This is a genomic window from Oceanicaulis sp. HTCC2633, from assembly GCF_000152745.1.
Lineage (GTDB): Bacteria > Pseudomonadota > Alphaproteobacteria > Caulobacterales > Maricaulaceae > Oceanicaulis.
The window spans coordinates 2,209,272-2,229,657 of the sequence record NZ_CH672428.1 but is presented as its reverse complement, the minus strand read 5'-3'; the positions used below and the strand labels follow the sequence as shown (position 1 = coordinate 2,229,657).

Here is a 20,386-nt window from a genome sequence, read left to right as displayed (position 1 = left end):
CGTTCTCGATAGAAACGATCAGAAGCATTCATGTGACAAATGAGCGTGGGTTTTCTATCTTTCTTTTGCGAATGGTTCGCATGAGGAAGCCCCGATGTCCGTCATCCTGAACGCCATCCCCCGCAAGGGCCTGCTGTTAGATTTTCCGGTCTCCATGCCGCTGCGTGCGCTCAAGCCTGTCACCTATGGGCTTATGCACCTGGTGGTCGCGATCAGCGTCGCCTTCGTTCTGACGGGCAGCTGGACGGCGGCGCTGGCGATCGGCCTCATCGAACCGGCCGTGCAGACGGTCGCCTACACCCTGCACGAGCGCGCCTGGAACCGGGCCCCTGCGCCTAGCGTGGACGCGACGGCGTCGGCCCACTGACAGACGAGTTCTGGCACCAGAGTCCGTCCTCGCCATAGCGTGTGGCGAGTCCGGCCTCCAGCAGCGCGTCCGACAGGCTTTGATGGCTTTGCTCATCCTGCATGTCCGCGATCACCCGACCCGCAAAACTGCCCAGCCGCACCTGATGCAGGGTCACAGACGGATGCTGAGCCAGCCAGTCACGGGTGAACGCGGTCGCGCGATGGCCCACCTCGCGCTCGGCCTCACAATCGGGGCGCCGGGTTTCGGGTGTGTCCACGCGGTCGAGCCGTACTCGCGTCTCCACGATATGCCCCGGCCAGATATGTGCGCGCACGGCGATCGTGTCGCCGTCGATCACCTCGACCACATCCGCAGCGACAGGCCCGGCGATCCGGTCTGCAGCCTGTAGGTGTGTTGAGGCGAAAGCGCTCGCGATACTGGCGATAATTCCGATCATGTCGCCAATATAGGAAAATTATCAGATTCAGAAAAGCGACACTGGCGCGTCAGGCCGGCGTCTGCGCTCACATCCTACCGCCAGCGGTAATATGGATGTCCGGAATGACGGACCACGATCAGGCGCGGCGGTTCGCCGCCGACGCCGCCTGTGAGCGGGCCCTGAAAGAAGGCCTCATCCAGCTGTACGGGGTCGCCGGCCTGCACGGGTCTGCGGGGCGCAGCGGTCAAGGCGTCGGCGTATCCGCCAAAGCGGGACCGCTCATGACGATACCGCTCATAAGACCCTTCGGCGCGATAAGCCTGCTCTTCATAGACGATGACGCCCTGAGGCTGTTGTTCGCGCACATCCTCCTGGCCGCCCAGCAATTGGGCGGGCTCGACCGTGATCAGGGTGAAGGCGAGCAGGGTTATCATCGTTTCAATATAGCACAGTCCCGAAGAGACTGAAGCCAGGACAGGCGCGGCTAGAAATCGTAGGTGATGCCCTTCTTCTCCCAGTCGCCAAAGCGGGTGGGTTCAGGGCCTTTGGGGCCGCCCAGCTCCTTTTCCCGTTCAGCATCGGCCTCCGCCTGCCGGCGGCGCTCTTCGGCTTCGGCCAGGGCGCGTTTCGCCGCCTCGCTCAGGGGTTTGCGGGGCTCGTCCGGTTCAGGCGTTTGTGCATCGCTCATCACTTGCGGTCCTTTTGTCTCGCGCCCATTTACCTAAGTCGCGGAGCGCGCTCCGCCAAGACAGGTGACCGCATCAATGACCGCAAACACGCTTCGCACTTTCATTCTGCTCGCCGCCCTGACCGGCCTGTTCATGGCCGTGGGCTATCTGATCGGCGGGAGCGGCGGCGCGCTGATCGCACTGGTGATCGCAGGCGGCATGAACCTGTTCGCCTACTGGAATGCGGACAAGATGGTGCTGCGCATGCATGGCGCGCGCGAGATCACGCCCGAGGAGCGCAATCCGGCGCTTCGCCAGTTCGCGTCCGACACGGTCGGCATGGCCGAACGCGCAGGCATGCCCTATCCGCGGGTCTATGTGATCGAGAGCGACCAGCCCAACGCCTTCGCCACAGGCCGCGACCCCAACAACGCGGCCGTGGCGGCGACGACCGGGCTTCTGGCAACGCTGAACCGGCAGGAAGTGATGGGCGTGATGGCCCATGAGCTGGCGCATATCCGCCACCGCGACACGCTGACCATGACGGTGACGGCGACCCTCGCGGGCGCCATCGGATTTCTGGCGAACTTCGCGCTGTTCTTTGGCGGCGGTCGCGATCGCGGCGGTTTTCTGGGAGCGCTGGCGCTCGCCATCCTGGCGCCCATGGCGGCCGGTCTGGTCCAGATGGCGATTTCGCGGGCGCGTGAATATGACGCAGACAAGGGCGGCGCCGAGATTTGCGGTGATCCGCTCTGGCTGGCCTCGGCGCTCGAGAAGATCGAACGCGGCGCGCGGCGCACGATGAATGTTGCGGCCGAGCGCAATCCGGCCACAGCGCACATGTTTATCATCAACCCCTTGAATGGGCAGGGCGCTGACAATCTGTTCTCCACTCATCCGGCGACCGCGAATCGCATTGCGCGCCTGCGTCGGATGGGCGGCGCTGCGCCGGGCTCCGCCTCCGGTCCCTGGGGCGATCTGGGCCCCTGGAGCGAGGCTGGCGGCAAAGACGCATCTTCTGGCGGGAACTATGGCGGGCCCTGGGGTTGAGACGCAAATAGCTCAATACTGGGTTAATCTTCTTCAGTCATTCCTGAATGTTATTATGCATGGGAATGAGTGGAATGCGCCTGTCACCGCCCCAGATCTGTCTCGGCCTGATGGTCGCGCTCATCACCAGCGCGCCCTTTACGGGCGCCATCGCCTCCGCGCCTGAACAGGGCCAGGCGGCGGTCTTACTCAATCCGTCACTCAGTCGCGCTGACCAGTTACGCCGGATATCCGACGCAGGCGCGGAACTCGTCCGCTTCGGCGCAGTCCCCGGAGCGGTCATCGTGAACATGACGCCAGCGTCAGGCCCCGCCGAACTGCGTGCTGCGGGGGCCTGGATCATTGCGGATCCGGTCATTCTGGGCGGCTGCTCGGAACTTGGATCCCAGAATGGGGGAATTCTCTGACATGACCCGTCTCGAGCAACTGCAGACCAAAGCCATGATGGTCCTGGTCGGCATCCAGTTCGCCGCCATCCCGCTCTATCTGTTGAAGGCCGTCTTCCTGGACCCCGGGAAGGCCATATTTGGCGCTGTCATGCTGGGCCTGATCGCAGGCATGTCCGCCTTTGTGTGGAAGACTGCGCCGCGCCAGGCCTCCAGCCGCATGGTCGTCGGCGCCGGCATGGTCGGGTTTCCCGCCATGCTCACCTACATGATGGGCGGCCAGGCCTGGCAGATCGACATGCACATGACCTTCTTCGCCGCGCTGGCGATGGTCACGCTCATGTGCGACTGGCGGGCGCTGGTGGCGGCCGCAGGGGTCACCGCGGTTCACCATCTGGGTCTGAACTTCATCCTGCCCTCCGCAGTCTTCCCGGGCGGAGGAGACATACTGCGCGTGTTGTTCCACGCCGTTGTCGTCATCGCGGAGACGGCCGTTCTGCTGTGGCTGGCCCAGGCGGTCTCCAAGGCGCTGACTGACGCCGATCAGGCGGTCACGGAAGCCGAAGCCGCCAACATCCAGGCGCGCCAGCTGTTTGACGCCGACAAGGAACGTCAGGCCGAGATCGAGCAGTCGCGCCAGACCATCTCCGGCATCGCCAACGCCTTTGAACAGACCGTCGCGAGCGTTCTGGATCGCTTGCAGAACGCCTCCTCGGAGCTGGGCGCGCTGGCTGACCAGCTGCGCACGGATTCCAACGCCACCGCGGCCAGTGCAGGATCGGCTTCTGATCAGGCCTATCAGACCAGCGGCCATGTGGAGGCTGTGGCCTCTGCCGCGCAGGAGCTCGCCGCCTCCATTGCCGAGGTGACTCGCACCCTTACGACCGCCGACGAGATTTCCGTTCGCGCGGAATCAGAAGCCGGCCGGGCAGACGGCTCCATGAAGGAGCTTCATGAAGCGGCCCGCGAGATCGAGGACATCGCCAAGCTGGTGAGTGATATCGCCGAGCAGACCAACCTTCTGGCGCTGAACGCCACCATCGAGGCCGCCCGCGCTGGCGAAGCCGGCAAGGGCTTCGCCGTCGTCGCCAGCGAGGTCAAGGAGCTCGCCAACCAGACCGGCAAGGCCACCGAGGACATTCACAAGAAGATCAACGCCATGCGTGAGGCCGCCGATGCAGCCAGCTCGGCGCTGACCCAGATCGGCTCCACCATTGGCGAGATCCGCAATGCGTCCTCCAGCGCGCGTGACGCCTTCAGCCAGCAATCCAGCGCGACCGACGAGATCGCCCGTCTGGCGGCCGACGCCGCCCAGTCCACCAGTCGCGTCAGCAATGAGGTGACGGCCGTGACGGGCGCGGCGGAACGCGCCACCCAGGCTGCCGGTCAGTTCGATGAAGCGGCGGAAGGATTGCGGACCGCGGCGCGACACCTCTCCCAGGAGCTTGGAAAGTTCCGCACCGATCTCGACAGCGCCGCCTGAGCTTCGCACCCGCAACACGATATTATCTGACAAGAATTTCCCCAAAAGGGGGAAATTCTTGTTGCGGGCGAAAATCTGTCTGTCACTCTCCCCTTCATTGATAACAGGGAGGGACAGATGGAAGCATTCATGTCCATGATCACCCCATTCGGGTGCAATTTCGTCATTCGCAACTGGGGCGCCTGCTGGGGCGGTTTGCTCTCGGTGGGGCAGTACAGTGCGCTGTTCTCGCTGCTGGGCGACAATTTCGGCGGCAACGCGACCAGCACGTTCGGACTGCCGGATCTGCGGGGTCGGTCTCCGGCTGGCTGGGGCAATGGCCCGGGCCTCAATCCCATGAGCCTTGGGCAGATGGGCGGGGTTGAATACTCCACCATCACCAATGTGAACCTGCCGCCGCACAGCCACACCTTCAGCGTGGTCGGTTCAACCCAGCCCACCACGACGGAATTGCCGGTTTCCTCTGACGCGGCGATCGGTTCGGATCCGGATGGCGCATATCTTGGCGTCACGAGCGGCTCGGTGCGGCCCTATTCAACAACCCTTTCCACCCCGCCGGGCAGCATGGGTCCGATTCCGATTCCAGGCCAGCCCGTGTCGGTCTCCGGCACCACCTACAACACCGGCGGCGGCCAGTCGCTCTTCGTTCAATCGCCCTATCAGGCATTGAACTATCAGATCTGCATGTACGGCATTTATCCGAGCCGGTCCTAGGCGCGAGGAGGTCCAAGCCATGAAACCCATTGAAAACCTGACCGTTGACGATTTCAAACCGCTGGTCGGCCAGAACTTCACTCTGGCTCACAATCACACCCTGGTTCTGAAGGAAATCGACACCCGCGACGCGCCCCATCCTGATTTTCGCGCTCCGTTCAGCCTGATCTTCTCAGGTCCCGAAGCCCTGAAACTGGCGGATGTGGTCCCGGTCCAGCATGACGCGATCGGCGAACTTGAGCTGATGGTGCACCGGATTGCGTCCCCCAAGGGCGCGCAATTCGAAATCGTTTTCAACTAAGACGCCCTGTCGCCCCGGGCCTTGCGGCCCGGGGCGAAAGCTTGTCCCTGACTGACCGCTGACCGGTACTGACGCATGATCCAGACTCACGCCCGACCCGCCAATTCCGCCGATGTGAACCCGCTGGACCTGCATTTGCGGCCAGCCTCCGCCCGGGACGAGGCGTTTCTCAAATCCGTCCATGACGCCGGCCGCGCCTGGGAATTCCAGGCGCTCAAGGGTCAGGTGGACGATGCGCTGATCGAGACGATCTACCAGCAGCAGTACAGCGCCCAGCACGACGTCTATTTCAATGCCTTCACGCTGGCCCATTACGCAGTGATCGAGTGGTGCGGGCAGCCGATCGGACGCCTGTACGCCGACTTCCGCGACCATGAAATCCGCCTGCTCGACATCAATATCCTGCCGCCCTATCGCGGCAAGAGGATCGGCGAGATCCTGATCCGCAGCCTGTGCGCCCAGGCGGCCGCCCAGCGCATGCCCGTGACCTTGCAGGTCCATCCCATGAACCCGGCGCGCCAGCTCTACACGCGTCTCGGCTTCCGCGAACTGGGGACGCGAACAGACAATTCGCCCGGGGCTGGCTCGTTCCTCGAGATGGAATGGCGGGACGTGACAGCCACGCCGGCCGGGTCGCGTTAATCCGGCCGCAGCAGCTGGCCGACATGCATGGCGATGTCCTCGGGCGTCGCACCAACCACATCCTTGGCGGCCTCGACCCGAACGCGCGAACTCAGCTCAGAACTCATCAATGGTCGCGCCACGCCCAGCGCCTGAGGCGCGCCCAGCACGACCAGCTCGGCGAACGCATCCGCGTCAGCCCTGGCGTTGAGATGAGCGATCAACTCTGCAATGAACCGGGTCTCGGCCTGCTCGTGCGCATCCTGGCCTTCAACCCTGGACGCGCCCACGGCCACGCCGGCGGGCAGTCCGCGCCCGCCCTTGCGCCCCGCCCCGTCCGCGAAACGCCCCTCGGCGTCACGGCTCTGCTCATGATCGGGCGGGTTGTCGATCTCGAACGTCTTGAGCAGGTCCAGCGCGGGGGCGGTCAGCGCCCCGCTCTTGAGGAAGATTTTCGCCTGGCCGCCGTCGAAGGCGACGACCCAGAGCGGACCTTTGCGAAATGGCATATGCTCGTCCTCCCATCAGGTTGGATGAGCCAGTGTAAACCCTCGTCGCAATGCGCCCAGACGGCGAAAGGTCGCGTGGGCTCAGCTTGCAGACGGCGGCGGCGCGAAGGTGCTCAGGCATGCATCCGACAGGCGCCAGCCTTCCGCCGTCTCCTCATAGCGGCAGGCGATGTGGTCCTGGCCGGGCCGTCCACGTTCCAGCCCTTCCAGATCAGGATTCTGCAAGGCGTCGAACCGGGCTTGCGGGAAGACATAGCTGATCCGGGCGCCATTACTGGCGGCGCCGTCCACCACGCACAGGGGCGGTTGCATCAGGACAGTGCGCACGGCCGTGTCCCCCATGCGCTGGCCGAAGACCTGTGCCTCGATCCGCGGATCCAGAGCCCGGACCTCGTCAGCCGTCGGACCCTGGGCCATCAGTTGCGCCAGGCGCGCCTGGTCATGGGCGACCACCGCGCCGAACGCCGCCCGCTCCATCGGATCCGCCGGACGACACACCGGTTGGGACGTCGCGCAGGCGGTCAGGGCGATGCTGGCGAGAGCGCAGGCGGAAATCGAGCGAACGAACATGGAGGGCTCCGGCAGCGGGACAGGACTGAGAGGCCGCAGTGTGCCCAAACCTGTCCCGTCCGCCAAGCGCTAAACCATGACGGTTTAACCGCAACCGCCGCTCATCGCATCAATCCAGGCGGTGATGAGCGCCACCCCTTCCTCATGATCAAGGGCGCGCCCCAGTTCGGGCATCATCACATCGGACTGCACGCTGGCGAGCCTGTGGGTCAGAATGGATTCCTCTGACGCCCCGGGAACGATGTCATAGCGACGGTCACCCGTGCCGCGCCCGGCTGCGATCGGCAGCTTGCACACGCCCAGATGCGGCCCCACGGGTTCATCCGCTTCCAGATACAGGCCGGAGGTGTCCGCCGGTCCCGTTCGCGAATGGCAATGCGAGCAGTTGATGTCGAGATAGGCGCGCGCAGCCTCATCAAGCGCTGCGCCGATCAGGGGCGGCTCCCCCTGCCAGGACGCGTTGCGGGGCGCCGCCTGTGCGGGGGGAGCGCCGCGCAACAGGCCCTGTTCGGACCAGTGATCGATCTGGTTCGCCACACCGTCGAAATACTCAAAATCGGTGTTCATGTGTCGCGCGCGCGGGCCAATGGGGCGGGCGCCGATCCCGTCCGTGGTGTCGGTCTCGTGACAGCCGGCGCACTGGTTCACATTGGGCACCATATAGCCCAGCGCCTCCTCCCCGGCGTCCGAGACCAGGGTCAGATCCACAAAGGCTCCTGCGCGGCTGAGATAGGCCTCGGTCTGCTCGGCATTCCAGACATAGGGCAGGGTTTCCCAGCCGGTTTCGCGATGCACCAGCACCCGTGTCTCGATCAGGCGCACGGCGTCCAGATCGATCTGGCGATCCGTGTAATGCGCCATGCCGTCATTCGACTTCAGGACGCGTTCGAAACCGCCGCCGGCGCGGGGATAGTAAAAGGTCTTGGTGATCACCGTCCCGACCGGAAAGTCGAACGCGCCCTCGGGGTCATAGCCGGCGGGACCGGCGTCAGCCGGAATCCAGACCGTGCGCAGCTTCTGGGCGTAATCGGTGAAAAGCGCCGTCGCCAGATGATACGGCGTCACCGCCTCGCCCAGAACCAGCGTTCCGCCGCCGACGGCAAGCTGGCCCCAGTCTGACAGCGCTTCGGGCCGCCCGTCAGGAACAAAGGTCGGCGTCGGCGGTTCGGGCGGCGCCTCCTGTGCGCAGGCGCACAGGAGGCATAACAGGCACAGGCTCGCGAGCAGGCTGCGGATCACAGGTCCAGCTCCACCGCCGGACGCGGCTCGAGAGTGCAGTCAAACAGCGCCGAGTCCGCCACATGCGGGCTGGAGAAGCCGTTGGGCGCGTCCGCATTGACGACCTGGGCGTCGGTCACGCACAGACGCAGATCATCCGGCAGGGAGCCATTGATCATCTTCTCTTCATCCACATAGCCGTCCCAGAGCACGCCCGGCAGACGCCCGGTCGGGCCGAAGAGCGCCACGCGCAGGGCCTGGAGCTCCAGACCATCCGGATTGCCGCCGCCGCCGGAATAGATGTTGTCATGGATGTAGATGGCTTCCGGATAGGGATCGAACCCCTCGGTCACGCCCAGATCCTCATAACCCGACGTGTACAGGGAAGAGATGATCACGTGGGCGGTGCGGTTATCGCTCAGCCGGTTGTTGAAGATCTCCACATCGTCATTGGAGTTGATCAGAATGCCCGAACCGGCCGGCACGCTGGCGACCGGTGTCCCGGCATGGCCGAAATTACTGGTGTTGTTTTCGAACACATCGTTGTCGAAGACCCGGGTTCCGGCGCCCGGACGGGGCAGGTTGGGCATGTTGAAGATCAGGATGCCGCCGGTGTTGTTGATGGCGGTATTGCCGTAAACGTCGGCATTGTTGCAGTTCTCGATCTCGATCCCCGCCACATTGTATTCGGCGCGGGAGTTCCGGACGATGACGTTTTCCGACTGGCCGACATAGATGCCGGCGTCCGAGGCGCCGATCGCCACCGCGCCATCGATCAGCACATTGGTGGACTGGACCGGATAGAGGCCATAGGCCCCGTTATCCGTAGACGGACCATTGGTCCACTCAACGCGCACATTGCGGATCACCACATCGGTGGAGTCCGAGATTTTCACGGAATCTCCTACCGTATCCTCGAAAGCGAGATTCTCGAGCGTGAAACCCTCCACGCCCGACACCAGAAGGCCTTCCGCCCCCTGGCGCTGTTCGGCGAAGGACAATACGGTGTGATGCATGCCCGCGCCGCGTATGGTGACATTGTCCACCGTGAGGGACAGGCCGCGTTCAATGATGAACTCCCCCTCGGGAATCTCGATCACATCGCCCGGCTGGGCATCCAGCAAGGCGTTCATCAGGGTGTTCTGATACACCCGGTCAAATCCGGAGACATCACGGCTCTCTTCCGGAGCCCCGCATGCCGCGAGGGTGAGCAGGCTGGCGCCCACAAGGGCGGTCTTGATGGTCTTCATTGGTTCATCCTCCCCGGAAATCAGTACCGGACCCGCAGGTCCACACCCCACATGCGCGGCGGAGTGATCTGGGCGTGCACGGTTCCGAAAGTGTCCGCCGTCAGCGTGCCCACGCCGTCGATATATTGCTCATCAAAGACGTTATTGACGTAGGCGCCAAGCTGGAGCCGATCATTGGCGTCACGCCAATACGCCCGGAGGTCCAGACGCTGCGTGGCCTCGCCGTTCTGCACGCCGCCAATGACGGCGCAACCGAGCTGCTGGCGGCTTTCGGTATTGCACCGGCGTTCGCTGGTATAGGCGTAAGCGCCCAGGAGCTCGACCTCGGATCCGTTCGGCATCGCCCAGGTCTGGCTGGCGCCGGTCGAGATGGACCATTCCGGCGTGCCTGTGGGCTGACCGGACAGGTCGACGCCTGAACGGGTGATCCGCTCGTCAAAGGTCACATCGATATACTGCAGGTTCAGATAGGCCTCGAACCCGGCCAGCGGCGCCCAGTCCACCTGGAAGTCCACGCCGGTCCCGGTCTCGTCAGACGTCTCGACCACATATTGCGGCACGCCGGAACCGCCCACATTGTTGACCAAGCGCACGGCCTGTTTGTCCTTGTACAGATAGTGGAAGATCGAGGCGGCGACCCGCATGGAATTGTCCGGCGCGGTCCATTTCAGGCCGGCTTCGAAATTGTCCACATCCTCGTTCTCGAAACGTGAGCCCACTTCGACCGAATTGTATCCGCCCGCCTTGTAGCCCTGTGTGTAGGACGCGAAGAGCAGCAGGTTGTCCATCGCCCGGAAGTTCGCCACCAGACGCGGGCTGATATCATTCCAGCTGTCTGACCGTTCGCAGACGACGCCCTCCGCGACGGTGACGCCATTGTCACAGGCGAGGCCCGCCGCACTGGAAAGGTCGAACACCACGTCAAAGCCGAAATCGGCAGGGCTGACGCCCGCCAGCGCCAGAACGCCCAGGGCGTCCAGTTCGGCCAGGGCCTGATCCAGTTCCGGCGCGACGCGCGGGCCGTTGAGCCAGCTGAAAGTTTTCTCGTCACGAGTATAGCGCGCGCCGCCGATCAGCGAGAACCGGTCGGTGATGCGCCACTCCACGTCCGCAAAGGCGGCAAACGCGGAGAAATCGCCGCGATTGTACATGGACTCGTCCCAGCTCAGACCAAGAAGACGCTGGGGCAGATTGTAAGGGATCAGCAGACCATATTGCAGATCGGTGAAGGGCGTGCCCGCTCCCAGATTGAACAACACGGTCTCGATGGAGTCCGTGAAGGCGTCGGTCTCGCTCGTCTGGGTGGCGTTCTCGTCATAATAGCTGATCCCGGCGACCCAGTCGAAGCGATCATTGGCGCCGGACAGCCGGAACTCCTGATACCAGCTCTGGTTCTGCTCGATATTGTTGGTGTCGAAATAGAGCTCGATCCGGTTGGTGCCGTCCTCGTCCTGACGGTTCGAGGTTTCAAAATACCGGAAGGCCGAGATCGACTGCAGGGTGAACGCACCGAAGTCATGGGTGATGTGCAGGGACGCCTCATCCAGGTCCCGCGCTTCCAGATTGGACGTCACGTCATTGGTGATGGGCGTGTCGAACGGATTGAGAAGCGTTGACGGGTCCACCGGCACGCCGGGCCGCGCCGGCGCGGCGGGCAGAGGCGTGATGCCGATGGCCGGACGCGCGTCCTCATCGAGCTTCTCCCGGGTGTAGCGGAAGACCACATCGGTGAGCGCCGTCGGCTCCCAGCCGATCGCGCCACGCACCGCCCAATTATCCTGACGGTCGTAATCCTCGCCGGTTGCAGCATCCGTCAGCAGGCCGTCGCGCTGGTTCACCACCATGTTCAGTCGCAGGGCGAAAGTCTCGGCGAAGGGAATGTTCAGCAAACCCTCGAACCGGCGCAGATTGTTCTCACCCAGGCGCAGGCCGAGCTCGGCCTCCACCTCTTCCACATTAGGGTCATTGGACGTCACCGAAATGGCGCCCGCCGCCGAGTTGCGACCGAACAGCGTGCCTTGCGGGCCCTTGATCACCTCGACGCGGCTGACATCGTTGAACGCCAGCAGGGACGCGCCCGAACGGGCGGCGTAGATGCCGTCCACATACACCCCGACCGCCGGGTCGGTGCCTACGCCGAAATCGGAAGTGGACACGCCGCGGATGGAAAATCGCGGCTGGGTCGGACTGCCGCCGCTGACATCAAGTCCCGGCACGAACTGGTCGAGATCGCTGAGGCTGGTCGCGGCGATCGCATCGATATTGTCCGCCGTCACCACCTCGATGGCCAGCGGCACGTCCTGGATGCTTTGCGTCCGTCGCTGGGCGGTGACCGTGATCGTGTCCACACCTGTATTGGACACGCCTTCCTGAGCCGTCGCCGGCGCAAGCGGTGCGGCCAGAGCCATCACGCCTGCGGATACGCCGATAAAGAGCGCCTGTTTCATGGTGTTCCTCTCCCCCAGAGACCGGTGGGGTATTCCCTCATCCCGGTTTTAGAAACAGAATACTATTCTCATTTTGCAAATTGGATCAAGCCACACTAGTTAGAGCCTGTAGAACCAAGGATCGCCCTGTGCCCGGAACACCCGCCAATGACGCCCTGCCCCGGCAATCACGCCTGCGCGACAAGCCGCAACAACGCCGGGCTCGCCAGCGTCTGGACGCCATTCTGAACGCCGCTGAAAAGCTGGTGGAGGAGATGGACGCCGAAGCCATCACCACCAACCTGATTGCGGATCGCGCCGGCGTTCCGGTGAGTTCGGTCTATCGCTACTTCAAGAATGTGTCGGCGGTGTTCGCCTATCTGTTCGAGGACCTGAACGAGGAGATCATTGCGGTCATCGAGGAGTGTCTCGCCAATTCCCAACCCGGCTGGGATGACTGGCGCGAGGTGACCGGCACGATCATCACCCGCCTGCATCTCTTCCTGATGGAGAATCCGGGCTACTGGAAACTCCTCCTGGTGATGCAGACCAGCCAGGAATTGCGGGACGCCAAGGCGGTGATGATCGGTCATGTGGCCGACATGCTCAGCGCGCGCTGGCGCCAGGGCCAGGATGGCTTTTCTGGCGGCGATCCCGATCTGGTGGCGAGGTTCACGGTCGAGATCTTCATGTCGATCGAAACGCGCTGCGCCCAGATGCGCGACCCCAAGGCCCTGAGCGAAATGTTCGCCGAACTTGTGAAGGCGCTCGAAGCCTATCTGTCGCTCTACCTGAACACGGCGCCCGATGAAGACGCCCCGGCGCCCTGATCCTGGCCGGGGGTTATTAACCTCAACTTGCCTGCCTGCCTTGCGACCCATAGGCTTGCGTCAGCGCCACAAGAAGCGCCTCGCATGCAAGGGGAACACTCATGAAAGCATTACTCGCCGCCTTCGGGCTGGCTGTGGCTGGCGTGTCGCTCGCTTCCGCTCAGGAACGACCCGACACGCTTCAGCTCGAGCATTATTTCGACTGGGAGCAGGCGGGCAGTCCGCAAATCGCACCCGACGGGGAGGACATCGTCTACACGCGCACCCGCGTGGACGCCGTCAATGACGGCTTCGCCAGCGAATTGTGGGCGATGGACAGCGACGGGGAACGCCACCGCTTCCTCACGCGCGGCTCAAGCGCGCAATGGTCTCCGGACGGACGTCGTCTGGCCTTCATTCGCGGCGTGGACGGGCACACCCAGCTCTTCGTGCGCTGGATGGATGCGGAAGGCGCGGAATCCCAGATCACCCATGAACAGCTGACGATCAAGCAGTTCCGCTGGTCGCCGGACGGGGAGTCCATCGCGTTCCTGGCGGAGACCCCGCTAGAACCGGCGATGCAGATCTCCCTGCCGGCCCGCCCCGAGGGCGCGCAATGGACGGCCGATCCGCTGGTCACCGACCGAATGAATTACCGCATCGATCGTCAGGGTCTGAAAAGCGGGTATGACCATCTGTTCGTAGTGTCCGCCGAAGGCGGCACGCCTCGCCAGATCACGGCCGGAGACTGGGACGCTACCTCGAAGTTTTCAGGCGTCGGCGCAGGCTCCTTTGACTGGACGCCGGACAGCGCCAGCCTTGTCTTCGACGGCATTCTGGACCCCGAGGACGAAGCGGCGTCGCGTCAGTCCGATATTCATCGGGTGGTCCTGGCCAGCGGCGATATCACCACCCTGACCGATGGCGACGGCAACTGGGCCAATCCGCGCGTCTCGCCCAATGGGCGCTATGTGGTCTATAGCGGCCACGCCGCCTCCGAGGTCAATTATCCCGCCAGTCATCTGATGCGGATGGATCTCGATGGCTCGGACAAGCGCGTCCTGCGCGCCGATCTGCCGGACGGGGTGGGCAACCCCACCTGGTCAGACGATAGCCGCGGCCTGTACTACACCATGAACTATCATGGCTCGACGGACCTGCACTACATCACCACGGGCGGCTCTGACCGCCAGATCACCGAAGGCATGCACCGGCTCTATGTCTCCTCCATCAGCGAGGATGGCGTCGCCGCCGCCGTCCACTCCGCGCCGCAGTCCACGCCGAATGTGGCCCTGATCGACCGGCGCGGCGACATCCGCCTTCTGACGGATCTCAATGGCGACATCCTGGACGGCGTCGAGCTCGGCGACATCGAGGAGATCTGGTACCCGTCCTTTGACGGCGAGCAGATCCAGGGCTGGATCATCTACCCGCCGGACTTCGATCCGAACGAAACCTATCCCATGGTGCTGAACATCCATGGCGGTCCGCACGCCATGTATGGTGTGGATTTCAACTACCGCTTCCAGGAATGGGCCGCGAACGGCTATGTGGTGCTCTACACCAATCCGCGCGGCTCGACCGGCTATACGCCCGAATTCGCAAACGCCATCGACAACGCCTATCCTGGGCCGGTCGACTATGGCGACCTGATGGCGGGCGTGGATGCGGTTCTGGAGCGCGGCTTCGTCGATGAAAGCCGGATGTATGTGACCGGCTGTTCGGGCGGCGGCGTGCTGACCGCCTGGATCGTGACCCAGACCGACCGGTTCGCCGCGGCGGCCTCGCTCTGCCCGGTGACGAACTGGATCTCCTTCACCGGTCAGGCCGACATTTCCGCCTGGGCGTTCGAGCGTTTCCGTCCGCACTATTGGGAAGACCCCCAGCTCTGGCTGGACCACTCCCCGATCATGCACGCCCATCAGGTCACGACGCCGACCCTGTTGATGACCGGCGTGAAGGATTTGCGGACGCCTCTGGCCCAGGCCGAGGAATTCTACGCCAATCTGCGTCGGCGCGGCGTGCCCACCATGCTCATCGCCATGAATGACGAGTATCATGGCACGACGTCCAAACCGTCCAACATGATGCGGACCCAGCTCTATCTGCGCCAATGGTTTGAAACCCATGGCGAACCCGAGAGCGAGGAAGACGCCTCCAACGACAACTGATCCGCCGACAGACGGAGCATGAGCCCCGGCGCCTCAGGCGCCGGGGCTTTGTCATGGCCTAGCCCGCCGCCAGGACCAGCAGCACGTAGAAGACAAAGGGCAGGGCCAGGAATGCCGGGATCACCAGGACGGAGAACCCGAACAGCGCGACCAGAACGCCCATAAGAAGCGCCAGATTCAGCAGCAGCATCGGCACGCCGCGATGCGGGTCGCGCCCCGCTTCACGCAGCAGCCCGCCCAACACCGGCACGTAAAGCAAGCCGCGACCGAGCGCCATCACAAGGCTGTCCAGCCACTCGCCAGGGCGCACATGCAGGACCGCCGAGCGCGTGGGACGACGCGCGGCGACCATGACGCCCGCCATCACCAGACCGCCCAGCCCCACCGCAAGCGCGGTCAGCCAGCCCTCGCCCGCCTGAGTGAGGAACACCACCGCCAGCACCGAAAGCACCACGGTCAGGGGCGCCATCGCCCGCTGCGCCCAGCGCGCCGGTCCCCAGACAGGCAGGACTTCGCCGGCCTGCCCGCTCATGGAATTGGCCACAAAGCCCAGCCCGGCAATGTAGTGAAACAGCGCCAGCGGCAGGGAGACCGCCACAAGCGCCGCAGTCAGCGGAGAATCCGTGATCCCGGGCTTGTCGCCCGGAAAGGCCAGGAACATCCCGGCCCAGAGCATGAAGGGCAGCAGCATGAAGCCGCCGATCCAGTAGGGGAGGTGTCGCATGAGATCGTCCAACATCTGTTGTTATCTGACGCCGTATCTAGACGCTGGACGCGCGCGCGAGGATGCGACCCCGGCGCGCTTACAGATTATAGGGATATGAAAAGTAGGGGTTTGACCGCTTCAAGCAGGCTCTGTCGGCCCGGAGCCGAAGCCTGCCTGAGCCTAGAGGATCAGATCCACGAGCTCTGAGAAGGCTTCGGCCAGAACGCCCAGAATAGCGTCCAGAGCGGACTGCACAGCCACAAGGACCATGGCCGTCACCGCCACGAAGGCCTGCTCCAGCGTCAAGCGGTGCATTCGGAACAGCGCCTTGCCCGTGGGCAGGTCATAGCCGCCCTGTCCGAGCTCATGGCGCGCGACATTCCTGGAAATCTCGACCATGGAGGTCGCCAGAGCCTTGAACTCGGACTCAGCGAAATCTTCGACCTGGCTCCATTTCTCGCCAAAGGCCGTACTGGCCGAGGACATCATCTTTTGAACGATCGCTTCAACATCCAGGGACATGCTAGCTCTCCTCACCCGACGGTTTCTTGGCGAGCTCGACAGCCCAGGCGTATTCCAGAGTCTGCTTCATCTGGCCGCTGGCGGTTTCCAGCACCAGCGTGTTGAGCATCAGGCGCCCATCCGGGCAGCGTCGGTCCCAGGCCTGTTGAGCAAGGCTGTCCTCCGGCCGGCTGACCGAGGCGCAATAATGCATGCTTGTGAAGTTGGAAAACTGCTCCTGGACATTGCTCATCAGCCGGGCGGTGCACCCCCGGACCGTGTCCTCATCCGCTTCATCCTGAGTCGATCCCGCCGCGATGGTTCTGAGCGCGCTGGCGCCCAGACGGGCCTCAAGGCGCGCGCGCATCATCTCGGGAAGGGCGCAGACCGGTTCGGCGGCGCCCAGACTGGTCAGGCGCGCGCGCGTGGACGCCGTCTCGAGCCTGGCGGCCAGAGCGATATAGCGCGGTTCATACTCGGCATAGGCGGGCACGCCATCGCTCAAATCGCTCTCGAGCGCTGCGACGAGCTCGACAAATTCCTCGTTTCGCTCCGACAGCGCCTGCTCCAGCGACGCATCATAGGGCGCGATGATCTGGACGCTGGAACACATGCCCAACGTCGCCAGCATCACGCCGGACGCCAGAACGGATTTCACCATTAGCAGCATGGCAGGCCTCCCCAATGAGGAGACCTGCATACACCAATCAGCGGGTAATTAACATATTCAATCCTGGCCGGTCGCGACCTTGTGGCCCTCGATCAGATCCTCGACCACGCCCGGCTCAGCCAGCGTCGAGGTATCGCCCAGCTTGTCGTACTCGCCCTCGGCGATCTTCCTGAGGATGCGGCGCATGATCTTGCCCGAACGGGTCTTCGGAAGGCCCGGCGCGAACTGGATGACGTCAGGCGTCGCCACCGGCCCGATCTCGGAGCGCACATGGGCCTTGAGGGTCTTCTCGGTGTCTTCGGTCGGGGTCAGGCCCGCCACCAAAGTCACATAGCAATAGATGCCCTGCCCCTTGAGGTCATGGGGATAGCCCACGACGGCGGCTTCGGCGACCAGTTCATGGGCGACCAGAGCGCTCTCGATTTCGGCAGTGCCGAGGCGGTGGCCGGAGACGTTCAGAACGTCATCGACCCGGCCCGTGATCCACCAGTAGCCGTCAGCATCGCGGCGCGCGCCGTCGCCGGTGAAGTACATGTTGTCGTAGGTGGAGAAATAGGTCTCCACAAAGCGCTGATGGTCGCCATAGACGGTGCGCATCTGGCCCGGCCAGCTGCCCAGCAGCACCAGATTGCCCTCCTGCGGGCCGTCATCGGGCAGGCGATTGCCTTCCGCATCCATCAAGGCGGGCTGCACGCCGAACATGGGGAAGCTCGCCGAGCCCGGTTTCAGGTCATGGGCGCCCGGCAGAGGCGTGATGAGATGCCCGCCGGTCTCGGTCTGCCACCAGGTGTCCACGATCGGGCAGCGCTTGTCGCCCACCACTTCATGATACCAGCGCCAGGCTTCAGGATTGATCGGCTCGCCCACCGAACCCAGCAGGCGCAGGGAGGAACGGTCATGCTTGCTGACCGGCTCGTCGCCCTCGCGCATCAGGGCGCGGATGGCGGTGGGGGCGGTGTAGATGGTGGTGACCTTGTGCTTGGCGACGATCCGCCAGCAGCGGTCCGGCCCCGGCCAGGTGGGCACGCCCTCATACATCAGAGAGGTCGCGCCATTCGCCAGCGGGCCATAGACGATATAGGTGTGTCCGGTCACCCAGCCGACATCGGCGGTGCACCAGAACACGTCATCCTCGCGATGATCGAAGGTGTATTCATGGGTCATGGACGCCCAGACGAGATAACCGCCCGTGGTGTGCAGCACGCCCTTGGGTTTGCCGGTGGAGCCCGAGGTGTAGAGGATGAAGAGCGGATCCTCCGCCTTCATGGGTTCGGGCTCGCACTTGGCGTCCACCTCGAGCGCCAGATCATGGTGCCAGAAATCACGGCCTTCCACCCAGGGCACGTCCGCGCCCGTATGGCGGATGCACAGCACCGCCTTGACGCCCGGAGCATGCTCGATCGCCTTGTCCACATTGGCTTTCAGCGGCACGCCCTTGTTGCCGCGCACGCCCTGATCGGCGGTGACCACGAACTCGGACTGGCAGTCATTGATGCGGCCCGCCAGCGCCTCGGGGCTGAAGCCGCCGAACACCACCGAGTGCACCGCGCCGATGCGCGTGCAGGCCAGCATGGCGTAGGCCGCTTCTGGGATCATCGGCATGTAGAGCGTGACCCGGTCGCCCTTCTTCACGCCGATCTTCTTCAGCTCGTTGGCGAAGCGGCAGACATGGTTGTGCAGCTGGGCATAGGTGATCGAGTGGTGGAAGGCCGGGTTATCGCCCTCCCAGATCAGCGCCACCTTGTTGGCGCGCTTGGGCAGGTGCCGGTCAATGCAGTTATAGCTGACATTGAGGACGCCGTCCTCGAACCAGCGAATGTGCAGGTCATCCTTGGAGAAGGAGACGTCGGAGATCTTCGTGGGCGCTGTGAACCAGTCGAGCCGCTTGGCCTCATCGGCCCAGAACCCGTCGGGATCCTTGATGGAGCGCTCATACATTTCCTTGTAGCGCTCGGCGTTGATCCTGGCGTCTGCGAAGCTTTGCGGAACCGGAATGACGGTCTCGGACATGATCGCTCTCCTCCCTCGGGGTCAGTCTTTTATGTAGATGTGCGGCGCCGGACGGGCCACCGCAAGGCAGACGAACGTGTTACGCCCTCTTGTGAAGCGCGACGGTCTGGTATCCAGTCACGCCTCAACATTGATGGCTGGAGTGACTTTCATGCTGCTGCACACCGCGTCCTGGCCCGAGGTGGAAGCCTATCTCAAGACCAGCAAGGGCATCATCATTCCCATCGGCTCGACCGAGCAGCATGGTCCCAATGGCCTGGTGGGCACGGACGCCATCTGCCCGGAAGTGATCGCCCGCGAAGCCGGCGCGGAAGCGGGCATTCTGGTGGGCCCCACCTTCAACGTGGGCGTCGCGCAGCACCATCTGGGTTTTCCGGGCTCGATGACCCTGCGTCCGACGACCATGATCGCGGCGATCAATGACTGGATCGACTCCCTGGCCCGGCACGGCTTTGAGAAAATCTACTTCCTCAACGGGCATGGCGGCAATATCGCCACAATCGCCGCCGCTTTCGCCGAAAGCTATGCCAACTGGTCCTATGACGGCGAAGCCTGCCCCTATGAGCTCAAGCAGATGAACTGGTGGGAATTGCCCGGCGTGATGGATGTGTGCCGCTCGCTCTTCCCCGTCGGTGAAGGCAGTCATGCGACGGCGTCCGAGGTCTCTGTGACCTATTACGCCTATCCCGAGCATGTCAAAACGGTCGAGATGAGCCCGAAGATCGCGCCGAACGGCCGATTCACCGACGCAGACAATTATCGCAAGAGCTTTCCGGACGGCCGGATCGGCTCGGACCCTGCCCAGGCCACCCCGGAAAAGGGCGCGACCATCGTCGCCGCCGCCCGCAAGGCGCTGATCAGCGATGTGAAGACCTTCTTCAGCCGCTAGAGCTTGAAGCTTCAGCGACAGGGCGCAATTCCCCTCCCGCAGCGGCAAGGGCTGGGCTAGATTTCGGCCCGGCCTTTTTCATCTGGAGACATCTCATGAATCCCATGCGTTTTCTCAGTGTGTCCGCCCTTGCCCTGATGATCGCCGCCTGCGGCGAACCCCAGGAGCCGGATCTGTCGCCCTATGCCGGCGGCCCGGATGGCGTTGCGCAACAAGGCGCGGACGTTGCCGGGGAGGCCTCGTTCGAAGAGGCCGGGGACGATCTGCGCCCCACCGACCGCAAGGCGCGTGAGTTGTGCGGCGCCGTCGAAGGCGAGTTCGCCGCCCTGCTCGAGCCCGGCACAGCCTTTGCGGCCCGCGGCGGGGATGGCCGCGTGTTTGTGGGCTGGAACCAGAATGGCGTCGCCGAACAGCATGTGATCTTCACGCCCGATGTGCAGCTGGATGACCGCCTGCCGTTCGACCTTGCGGTGGGGGATTTTCAGCGCTGGAACATGGAGCGCGACGCCCCGAACCGCGATCTCACTGGCGCTGACCGCAGACGTGACGGCGGCTTGTGCGTGCTTCAGACCGAACGCGACGCCATCGAACCGCTGATCGCGGCCTGGCGGACGCTCGAGCCAAAGCTCGAACGCGCATCAGAATA

At 63.8% G+C, this 20,386-nt stretch carries 23 protein-coding genes; 11 read left to right on the top strand and 12 right to left on the bottom strand.

All coding sequences use genetic code 11. The features are described from left to right. The first annotated feature begins 94 nt into the window (after nucleotides 1-94). A complete protein-coding gene (locus OA2633_RS10685; RefSeq protein WP_009802562.1) occupies nucleotides 95-367 on the top strand; it encodes a DUF2061 domain-containing protein in 273 nt (90 codons plus the stop codon). Here the strand turns inward: OA2633_RS10685 and OA2633_RS10680 are convergent. The 3 genes from OA2633_RS10680 to OA2633_RS10670 form a co-directional block, all read right to left on the bottom strand. After that, nucleotides 336-806 carry a thermonuclease family protein gene (locus OA2633_RS10680; protein ID WP_083783258.1) on the bottom strand — a complete coding sequence of 157 codons (471 nt, stop codon included), beginning with the start codon at nucleotides 804-806 and terminating at the stop codon, nucleotides 336-338. The genes OA2633_RS10685 and OA2633_RS10680 overlap by 32 nt on opposite strands. Before the next feature lie 74 nt (nucleotides 807-880). Then, nucleotides 881-1,222 (bottom strand): hypothetical protein, encoded by a 342-nt coding sequence (locus OA2633_RS10675; protein ID WP_009802560.1) that lies wholly within the window; start codon nucleotides 1,220-1,222, stop codon nucleotides 881-883. 50 nt (nucleotides 1,223-1,272) lie between these two features. After that, nucleotides 1,273-1,476, bottom strand: a complete 204-nt coding sequence (locus tag OA2633_RS10670) for a DUF1674 domain-containing protein (RefSeq protein ID WP_009802559.1) — start codon at nucleotides 1,474-1,476, stop codon at nucleotides 1,273-1,275. Nucleotides 1,477-1,552: 76 nt separating this feature from the next. Here OA2633_RS10670 and htpX point away from each other — a divergent pair, with 76 nt between their 5' ends. The 6 genes from htpX to OA2633_RS10640 all read left to right on the top strand — a co-directional run bounded on the left by htpX (nucleotide 1,553) and on the right by OA2633_RS10640 (nucleotide 6,032). Beyond that, nucleotides 1,553-2,506 (top strand): zinc metalloprotease HtpX, encoded by a 954-nt coding sequence (htpX, locus tag OA2633_RS10665; protein WP_009802558.1) that lies wholly within the window; start codon nucleotides 1,553-1,555, stop codon nucleotides 2,504-2,506. Nucleotides 2,507-2,580: 74 nt separating this feature from the next. Continuing rightward, a complete protein-coding gene (locus tag OA2633_RS10660; RefSeq protein WP_009802557.1) occupies nucleotides 2,581-2,913 on the top strand; it encodes a hypothetical protein in 333 nt (110 codons plus the stop codon). Further along, nucleotides 2,897-4,375, top strand: coding sequence for a methyl-accepting chemotaxis protein (locus tag OA2633_RS10655; protein ID WP_009802556.1), 1,479 nt, complete (start codon nucleotides 2,897-2,899; stop codon nucleotides 4,373-4,375). Before OA2633_RS10660 ends, OA2633_RS10655 begins: the two co-directional genes overlap by 17 nt. A 117-nt stretch (nucleotides 4,376-4,492) precedes the next feature. Next, a complete protein-coding gene (locus OA2633_RS10650) occupies nucleotides 4,493-5,089 on the top strand; it encodes a phage tail protein (RefSeq protein ID WP_009802555.1) in 597 nt (198 codons plus the stop codon). A gap of 19 nt (nucleotides 5,090-5,108) precedes the next feature. Then, nucleotides 5,109-5,390, top strand: coding sequence for a hypothetical protein (locus OA2633_RS10645; RefSeq protein ID WP_009802554.1), 282 nt, complete (start codon nucleotides 5,109-5,111; stop codon nucleotides 5,388-5,390). A gap of 75 nt (nucleotides 5,391-5,465) precedes the next feature. Further along, nucleotides 5,466-6,032, top strand: a complete 567-nt coding sequence (locus OA2633_RS10640) for a GNAT family N-acetyltransferase (protein ID WP_009802553.1) — start codon at nucleotides 5,466-5,468, stop codon at nucleotides 6,030-6,032. Here the strand turns inward: OA2633_RS10640 and OA2633_RS10635 are convergent. The 5 genes from OA2633_RS10635 to OA2633_RS10615 form a co-directional block, all read right to left on the bottom strand. Then, complete coding sequence (locus tag OA2633_RS10635) at nucleotides 6,029-6,520, bottom strand: host attachment protein (protein WP_009802552.1); 492 nt, start codon at nucleotides 6,518-6,520, stop codon at nucleotides 6,029-6,031. The two genes, OA2633_RS10640 and OA2633_RS10635, sit on opposite strands and share 4 nt — an antisense overlap. An 81-nt stretch (nucleotides 6,521-6,601) precedes the next feature. Further along, entirely contained in the window at nucleotides 6,602-7,090 is a 489-nt protein-coding gene (locus OA2633_RS10630) for a hypothetical protein (protein ID WP_009802551.1), read from the bottom strand. 84 nt (nucleotides 7,091-7,174) lie between these two features. Further along, a complete protein-coding gene (locus OA2633_RS10625) occupies nucleotides 7,175-8,329 on the bottom strand; it encodes an SO2930 family diheme c-type cytochrome (RefSeq protein WP_009802550.1) in 1,155 nt (384 codons plus the stop codon). Continuing rightward, nucleotides 8,326-9,558: a parallel beta-helix domain-containing protein gene (locus OA2633_RS10620; protein WP_009802549.1), complete on the bottom strand. Its 1,233-nt coding sequence runs from the start codon at nucleotides 9,556-9,558 to the stop codon at nucleotides 8,326-8,328. The genes OA2633_RS10625 and OA2633_RS10620 overlap by 4 nt, the downstream gene beginning before the upstream one ends. Before the next feature lie 20 nt (nucleotides 9,559-9,578). Next, nucleotides 9,579-12,005 (bottom strand): TonB-dependent receptor, encoded by a 2,427-nt coding sequence (locus OA2633_RS10615; RefSeq protein ID WP_009802548.1) that lies wholly within the window; start codon nucleotides 12,003-12,005, stop codon nucleotides 9,579-9,581. Between the two features lie 128 nt (nucleotides 12,006-12,133). On the opposite strand from OA2633_RS10615, the gene OA2633_RS10610 reads away from it, so the two are divergent. Further along, complete coding sequence (locus tag OA2633_RS10610) at nucleotides 12,134-12,814, top strand: TetR/AcrR family transcriptional regulator (RefSeq protein WP_009802547.1); 681 nt, start codon at nucleotides 12,134-12,136, stop codon at nucleotides 12,812-12,814. Between the two features lie 101 nt (nucleotides 12,815-12,915). Further along, complete coding sequence (locus OA2633_RS10605) at nucleotides 12,916-14,964, top strand: S9 family peptidase (RefSeq protein ID WP_009802546.1); 2,049 nt, start codon at nucleotides 12,916-12,918, stop codon at nucleotides 14,962-14,964. 58 nt (nucleotides 14,965-15,022) lie between these two features. Here OA2633_RS10605 and OA2633_RS10600 read toward each other — a convergent pair whose 3' ends face one another. The 4 genes from OA2633_RS10600 to acs all read right to left on the bottom strand — a co-directional run bounded on the left by OA2633_RS10600 (nucleotide 15,023) and on the right by acs (nucleotide 18,851). Next, nucleotides 15,023-15,688, bottom strand: coding sequence for a hypothetical protein (locus OA2633_RS10600; protein WP_156776218.1), 666 nt, complete (start codon nucleotides 15,686-15,688; stop codon nucleotides 15,023-15,025). Between the two features lie 162 nt (nucleotides 15,689-15,850). Next, nucleotides 15,851-16,192 (bottom strand): hypothetical protein, encoded by a 342-nt coding sequence (locus tag OA2633_RS10595; protein ID WP_009802544.1) that lies wholly within the window; start codon nucleotides 16,190-16,192, stop codon nucleotides 15,851-15,853. Nucleotide 16,193: 1 nt separating this feature from the next. Next, nucleotides 16,194-16,841 carry a hypothetical protein gene (locus OA2633_RS10590; RefSeq protein WP_009802543.1) on the bottom strand — a complete coding sequence of 216 codons (648 nt, stop codon included), beginning with the start codon at nucleotides 16,839-16,841 and terminating at the stop codon, nucleotides 16,194-16,196. A 57-nt stretch (nucleotides 16,842-16,898) separates the two neighbouring features. Further along, nucleotides 16,899-18,851 carry an acetate--CoA ligase gene (acs, locus tag OA2633_RS10585; RefSeq protein ID WP_009802542.1) on the bottom strand — a complete coding sequence of 651 codons (1,953 nt, stop codon included), beginning with the start codon at nucleotides 18,849-18,851 and terminating at the stop codon, nucleotides 16,899-16,901. 151 nt (nucleotides 18,852-19,002) lie between these two features. On the opposite strand from acs, the gene OA2633_RS10580 reads away from it, so the two are divergent. Beyond that, complete coding sequence (locus OA2633_RS10580; protein WP_009802541.1) at nucleotides 19,003-19,740, top strand: creatininase family protein; 738 nt, start codon at nucleotides 19,003-19,005, stop codon at nucleotides 19,738-19,740. Nucleotides 19,741-19,835: 95 nt separating this feature from the next. After that, nucleotides 19,836-20,386 (top strand): hypothetical protein (locus tag OA2633_RS16265; protein WP_009802540.1); only part of this gene is annotated, 551 nt, incomplete at its 3' end.

Bases quoted from the DNA above. Each gene is read 5' to 3' on its own strand.
- htpX (WP_009802558.1), top strand. From the start codon at position 1,553: ATGACCGCAAACACGCTTCGCACTTTCATTCTGCTCGCCGCCCTGACC.
- OA2633_RS10580 (WP_009802541.1), top strand. From the start codon at position 19,003: ATGCTGCTGCACACCGCGTCCTGGCCCGAGGTGGAAGCCTATCTCAAG.
- OA2633_RS10630 (WP_009802551.1), bottom strand. From the start codon at position 7,090: ATGTTCGTTCGCTCGATTTCCGCCTGCGCTCTCGCCAGCATCGCCCTG.
- OA2633_RS10675 (WP_009802560.1), bottom strand. From the start codon at position 1,222: ATGATAACCCTGCTCGCCTTCACCCTGATCACGGTCGAGCCCGCCCAA.
- OA2633_RS10650 (WP_009802555.1), top strand. From the start codon at position 4,493: ATGGAAGCATTCATGTCCATGATCACCCCATTCGGGTGCAATTTCGTC.
- OA2633_RS10590 (WP_009802543.1), bottom strand. From the start codon at position 16,841: ATGCTGCTAATGGTGAAATCCGTTCTGGCGTCCGGCGTGATGCTGGCG.
- OA2633_RS10620 (WP_009802549.1), bottom strand. From the start codon at position 9,558: ATGAAGACCATCAAGACCGCCCTTGTGGGCGCCAGCCTGCTCACCCTC.
- OA2633_RS10685 (WP_009802562.1), top strand. From the start codon at position 95: ATGTCCGTCATCCTGAACGCCATCCCCCGCAAGGGCCTGCTGTTAGAT.
- OA2633_RS10615 (WP_009802548.1), bottom strand. From the start codon at position 12,005: ATGAAACAGGCGCTCTTTATCGGCGTATCCGCAGGCGTGATGGCTCTG.
- OA2633_RS10670 (WP_009802559.1), bottom strand. From the start codon at position 1,476: ATGAGCGATGCACAAACGCCTGAACCGGACGAGCCCCGCAAACCCCTG.
- OA2633_RS10605 (WP_009802546.1), top strand. From the start codon at position 12,916: ATGAAAGCATTACTCGCCGCCTTCGGGCTGGCTGTGGCTGGCGTGTCG.
- acs (WP_009802542.1), bottom strand. From the start codon at position 18,851: ATGTCCGAGACCGTCATTCCGGTTCCGCAAAGCTTCGCAGACGCCAGG.
- OA2633_RS10660 (WP_009802557.1), top strand. From the start codon at position 2,581: ATGCGCCTGTCACCGCCCCAGATCTGTCTCGGCCTGATGGTCGCGCTC.
- OA2633_RS10595 (WP_009802544.1), bottom strand. From the start codon at position 16,192: ATGTCCCTGGATGTTGAAGCGATCGTTCAAAAGATGATGTCCTCGGCC.
- OA2633_RS10635 (WP_009802552.1), bottom strand. From the start codon at position 6,520: ATGCCATTTCGCAAAGGTCCGCTCTGGGTCGTCGCCTTCGACGGCGGC.
- OA2633_RS10655 (WP_009802556.1), top strand. From the start codon at position 2,897: ATGGGGGAATTCTCTGACATGACCCGTCTCGAGCAACTGCAGACCAAA.
- OA2633_RS10680 (WP_083783258.1), bottom strand. From the start codon at position 806: ATGATCGGAATTATCGCCAGTATCGCGAGCGCTTTCGCCTCAACACAC.
- OA2633_RS10645 (WP_009802554.1), top strand. From the start codon at position 5,109: ATGAAACCCATTGAAAACCTGACCGTTGACGATTTCAAACCGCTGGTC.
- OA2633_RS10600 (WP_156776218.1), bottom strand. From the start codon at position 15,688: ATGCGACACCTCCCCTACTGGATCGGCGGCTTCATGCTGCTGCCCTTC.
- OA2633_RS10640 (WP_009802553.1), top strand. From the start codon at position 5,466: ATGATCCAGACTCACGCCCGACCCGCCAATTCCGCCGATGTGAACCCG.